The organism is Cereibacter johrii, assembly GCF_001720585.1.
GTDB lineage: Bacteria > Pseudomonadota > Alphaproteobacteria > Rhodobacterales > Rhodobacteraceae > Cereibacter_A > Cereibacter_A johrii.
In genome coordinates this window covers 1-5,091 of record NZ_MABH01000201.1, presented here as the reverse complement: position 1 = coordinate 5,091, position 5,091 = coordinate 1, and the positions used below count along the sequence as shown (strand labels likewise).

Here is a 5,091-nt window from a genome sequence, read left to right as displayed (position 1 = left end):
CGGACGCCGCAGGGCAGGCGGAAGGGTCGGAGGCAGGGTCTCAACCTGCGGCCGAACCGGAGGCCGCAACCGAAGGCGCGGCCGATCAGCCGGAGGCGGCCGCAGAGGATGCGCAGGGCGAGGGTGCCGATGCCGCGGCCGAGCCGGCCCCGGCCGGGGCAGCCGGGACTGCGGCCGGCGCGCAGGAGGACGCCGCGTCCGAAGGATCGACCCCTGCCACAGAGGCCGAACCGGTACCGGCTGGGGCATCCGATGACGCGGCCTCCGAAGGATCGACCGCCGCCAGCACGGAACCCGAAGCCGCGCCGCAGTCCGGGGCACCCGCGCAGGCCGAGGCTCCCGACCTCGGGGCAGGCACCTACGGGATCGGGCCGCTGTTCGCGACCTTCTCTCCCGACGGCTCCTTCACCATGCGCAATGTCGAGCTCGACACTTCGGTCGCGGGCAAGTGGGAGGTGACCGACGGCCTCCTCACCCTGTCCGACCCCGAGGGCGGCAGCGGCTCGTCGAGCTTCCCGATGCTGTGCCAGCTCGTGAAGGAGGCGGAGGCGCTGAAGCTTGCGAAGGCGCAGACCGGCAGCTGCCCGCTGGCCGGCATGGAGATCGCCCGCCGCTGAGGCCCCGACCCTCGCCGGCCGCTAGTGCGGGCGGGGGTCGCTTTCCCCAAGAGAGACGGGCCGGTCAGCCGCCCACCGGCAGCCGCAGCATGACGCGCAGGCCGGGCTCCGCGTCGTCCAGCTCGACGCGGCCGCCGTGGAGGCGCGCCACCGCCGCGACGAGGCTCAGGCCGAGGCCGCTTCCCTCGCTGTTGCGGCTCCGCTCGAGCCGGTAGAAGCGGCGGAAGACCGCCTCGCGCTCGGCCTCGGGAATGCCCGGCCCGTCATCCTCGACCGTCACCACCGCCTCCGCCCCCTCGCGCCTCACCGTCAGCGCGACATGGGCGGGCGGCGGGCAATGGCGGAAGGCATTTTCGACGAGGTTCGAGATGGCCTGCGCGAGGAGGTCGCGGTCGCCCTCGACCGCCACGGGCTCGATCCGGGCGGCGATGCGGTGGCCCAGCTCCTCGGCCACCGGCTCCAGCAACTCGTGGAGATCCTCCGCAAGGCGCCCCAGATCGAGCTTCGCGAAGCGCGGGCGGGCGCCGCCGCCCTCGATCTGGGCGATGCGCAGCACGGCGTTGAAGATCCGCACGATCCGGTCGGCCTGACCGACCGCCGAGGCGATGTCGGCCGCGGCATCTTCGGGCAGATCCTCGCGCAGCATCAGCGGTTCGAGCGAGGTGCGCAGGCGGGTGATCGGCGTCCTCAGATCGTGCGCCACGTCGGAGGAGACCTGCCGCAGGCTCTCGACCGTCAGCTCCAGCTGGTCGAGCGTCGCATTCACCGCGCCCGCGATGCGGCCGATGTCGTCGCTGCCCGCATCCTGCACCCGCTCGGACAGATCGCCGCCCGACGCCCGCGTCAGCACGCTGGAAAGCCGCGCGATGCGCCGCTCCGCCCCCCAGGCCAGCAGCCCCGCCACCCCCAGTGCCAGCAGAAGCGCCAGCGCCAGCCCCGAGGCCACCGCCCGGATCACGATCGCCCGCACCTCGTCGAGCGCGCTGGTCTGGCGGGCCGCGATCACATAGCCCGCCGGGATGCGCAGGCCGTAGGCCGAGAAGCCGATCCCCGCCGGCGCCTCGCCCGGCAGCAGCATGTCGCGCCCGGAGACGAGTTCGCGCGGCCCGACGAAGGGCTCGGGCAGGTGGAAGTTGCCGAAGACGATCCGGCCCGAATTGTCGATGAAGAGATAGAGGTTCGCGAAGTCGCGCGTGGTGGCCACGTTGGCTGCGATCTGGGCGTGCAGATCGACGAGCCCCGCGACCTGCCAGGTCGCGGCCAGCGACTCCGCCATCTGCCGGGCGTCCGCGCGCAGCCGGTCCTTCAGCGCCCCCGTGAGGAGCGGGACCGACACGAGCCCGGCCAGAAGCGTGGCCCCCACGAAGATCAGCGCGAGCCGCGCCGCCAGCCGCAGCGAGGAGGAGCCGGACAGGCGCGAGATCCCCGCCTGCGGGTCGGGGGAGGTGCGCAGGCTCATGCCTTCAGCATGTAGCCCGCACCGCGGACCGTATGGAGCAGCGGCTTGTCGAACGGCCGGTCGATCTTGGCGCGCAGGCGGCTCATGTGGGTTTCGACGACGCTCGTGCCGGGATCGAAATGGAAGTCCCAGACCGCTTCGAGCAGCATCGTGCGCGTCTGCACGCGGCCTGCGGCCCGCATCAGATGTTCGAGAAGGCGGAATTCGCGGGGCTGGAGATCGATCTCGGTGCCGCCGCGGCTGACGGTGCGGCGCACGGTGTCGAGTGTGAGATCGCCCACCCGCAACAGATCGCGCGCCCCCTCGGCGAGGGCGGGACGGCGGGCCAGCGCCGCCAGCCGCGCCGACAGTTCCGAGAAGGCGAAGGGCTTGACCAGATAGTCGTCGGCCCCGGCCTGCAGCCCCTCCACCCGGTCCGTCACGCCGCCCATGGCGGTCAGGATCAGGATCGGCGCCTTGATCTGCGCCGAGCGCAGTGCCTTGACCAGCGAGAGCCCGTCGAGCCCCGGCATCATCCGGTCGACCACGAGGAGGTCGTAGGGTTGCAGCGTCGCCTGCACCAGCGCGTCGCGCCCGTCGGGCACATGATCCACGCTGTAGCCCTCGGCCAGAAGACCCTGGCGGAGGTAGTCGGCGGTCTGGCGGTCGTCCTCGGCAAGCAGGATCTTCATGTCATTCTCCATAGACGGGAGTCTGCGCCCCCCGTCTTGCCGCAACCTTTCCGCATTCTCACGGTTCGGTAAGGTTCGGGGCGGCCCCGATCCGATCACGTCCCCGCGAGCTTACGGAATGGTAATCCGGCGGTAATCGGACCCGCAAGTGCCGCGCCCATGTTGTGCCCCAAGGCCCGCGTCCCCTGCGGCCCGCGGCTCCGGCCGCCGGGCCCGGCGCGCCCCGGTAACCCAAGGAGAGTTCCATGCCGATGCCCACCCCGCGTTCCTCGCTGAAGGCCGTCCTGATCGCCAGCACCCTCATCACCGCCGGTGTCGCCGGCACGACCCTGCCGCCGACCGCGGCCCGGGCCGAGGTGCCGATGCAGGGCTATGCCGATCTCGTCGCCCGCGTCTCGCCCGCCGTCGTCTTCATCGAGGTGACGGCCAAGTCGAAAGAGCCCACGCCGATGGCGGGCTCTCCCCTCGAGGAATTCCTCCGCCGCTTCGGCGAGATCGACCCGCAGTTCCGCATGCCCGAGGCCCCCGAGGGCGGTCAGGTCATGCACGGGCTCGGATCGGGCTTCCTGATCTCGCAGGACGGCGTCATCGTCACCAACAACCATGTGGTCGAGAATGCGACCGACATGAAGGTCAAGCTCGAGGACGGCCGCGAGTTCAAGGCCGAAGTCGTGGGCACCGATCCGATGACCGACATCGCGGTGATCCGGCTGAAGGATGCCAAAGATCTGCCCTTCGTCGAGCTCGGCGACAGCGAGAAGCTGCGCGTGGGCGATGCGGTCGTGGCGGTCGGCAACCCGTTCGGGCTGGGCGGCACCGTCACCTCGGGCATCGTCTCGGCCATGGGGCGCAACATCAACTCGGGCCCCTACGACGACTATATCCAGACCGACGCGGCCATCAACCGCGGCAACTCGGGCGGCCCGCTCTTCGACACGGAAGGCAAGGTCGTCGGCATGAACACCGCGATCTTCTCGCCCTCCGGCGGCTCGGTGGGCATCGGGTTCTCGATCCCCGCGAATACGGTGAAGGATGTCGTGGCCCAGCTTCAGGAGAAGGGTTCGGTCTCGCGCGGCTGGCTCGGGGTCACGGTTCAGGGCATGACGCCCGAGATCGCGCAGGCCATGGGTCTCGAGGGGCGCGACGGGGCCCTCGTGGCCGAGGTGCAGCAGGGCAGCCCCGCCGACGAGGGCGGCCTCGAGAGCGGCGATGTCATCACGGCGGTGAACGGTCAGGAGCTGACGGAACGTGCGAGCCTGCCGCGGCTGATCGCGGCCATCCCGAACGGCGAGAAGGCCCGGCTCACGGTCCAGCGCGACGGCCGCGAGCAGGAGATCACCGTGACGATCGGAGAACTGACGCCTCACCGGGCGCAGGTCGCCGCGGCCGAGTCTCCCGAAGGGCTCGGCGGGCCGCTCGGCATCGAGGTCCAGCCGCTGGAGCCCGCGCTTGCACGCCAGCTGGGCCTGCCGGAGGGCGCCTCGGGCGTCGTGGTGACGGCCGTCGATCCCTCGGGCCCGAATGCCGACCGGCTCGCGCCGGGCGACGTGATCCAGGAAGCGGCGGGCCGGCCGGTCGAGACGCCGCGCGATCTGGCCTCGGCGATGCGGGAGGCGCGCGGCAAGGGCGTGATGCTGATGAAGGTGCTGCGGCAGGGCAACCCGGTCTATGTGGGCGCCGAAGTGACCGCGTCCTGAGAAGGGCCGCCGCCCCTGCCGCGTCTCGCGGCCCGGGCGCTCCGCAGGATCGTTCAGCCTGTGGATCGGATACGGGCCCCGCACAGGGGCCCGTATCGGCGTTTCCGGCCAAGCGCCCGGGCGATCGGGATCTTCCCCGGCGGGCCCAACCCCGTCGCACGGGTCCGCGCGCCGGAACAAGCATCCCCTCCCGCGGTTGCAGGGCCTGCGTCCAACTTGGAGAGGAGGAGATCCATGAAACGCCTGACCCTCACGACCTGCGCCCTGGCGCTTGCCGGAGCCACCGCCGCACATGCCGACTGTGCGGCAGAGCTCGCATCCCTCACCGGAGCGTCCGACATGCCGTCCTCCAGCGGGAGCGCTGCCGACAGCGGATCCGCCATGAGCGGTTCGGGGACGGACCTGTCCGCCGCGGGCGGCTCCGACATGAGCACGTCCGGTTCGGCCACAGGCGGCTCGGACATGGCCGCGGGCAGCGGCCCGTCCGGCTCGGACATGTCCACCACGGGCACTGCGGGAAGCTCCGGTTCGGCCGCAGGCGGCTCGGACATGGCGGCGGGCAGCGGCTCGTCCGGCTCGGACATGTCCGCCACGGGCGCGGCGGGAAGCTCCGGCTCGGCCGCAGGCGGCTCGGACATGGCGGCGGG

Annotated in this window: 3 protein-coding genes and 2 pseudogenes; 3 read left to right on the top strand and 2 right to left on the bottom strand. The window is 71.8% G+C overall.

Annotated features, from left to right (window positions below; all coding sequences use genetic code 11):
• Window positions 1–617: pseudogene (locus A9O63_RS17825) on the top strand (hypothetical protein); the annotation flags it as partial.
• A gap of 64 nt (window positions 618–681) precedes the next feature.
• On the opposite strand, the gene A9O63_RS17820 reads toward A9O63_RS17825, so the two are convergent.
• Together A9O63_RS17820 and A9O63_RS17815 are read right to left on the bottom strand one after the other, a co-directional pair.
• Entirely contained in the window at window positions 682–2,076 is a 1,395-nt protein-coding gene (locus A9O63_RS17820) for a sensor histidine kinase (RefSeq protein ID WP_069333120.1), read from the bottom strand.
• On the bottom strand, window positions 2,073–2,747 hold the full coding sequence (locus A9O63_RS17815; RefSeq protein ID WP_011339150.1) for a response regulator: 675 nt from the start codon (window positions 2,745–2,747) through the stop codon (window positions 2,073–2,075). Before A9O63_RS17815 ends, A9O63_RS17820 begins: the two co-directional genes overlap by 4 nt.
• Before the next feature lie 245 nt (window positions 2,748–2,992).
• Between A9O63_RS17815 and A9O63_RS17810 the strand changes: the two genes are divergently transcribed.
• Both A9O63_RS17810 and A9O63_RS22370 read left to right on the top strand, forming a co-directional pair.
• Window positions 2,993–4,444, top strand: a complete 1,452-nt coding sequence (locus tag A9O63_RS17810; RefSeq protein ID WP_069333119.1) for a DegQ family serine endoprotease — start codon at window positions 2,993–2,995, stop codon at window positions 4,442–4,444.
• A 234-nt stretch (window positions 4,445–4,678) separates the two neighbouring features.
• Window positions 4,679–5,091: pseudogene (locus A9O63_RS22370) on the top strand (hypothetical protein); the annotation flags it as partial.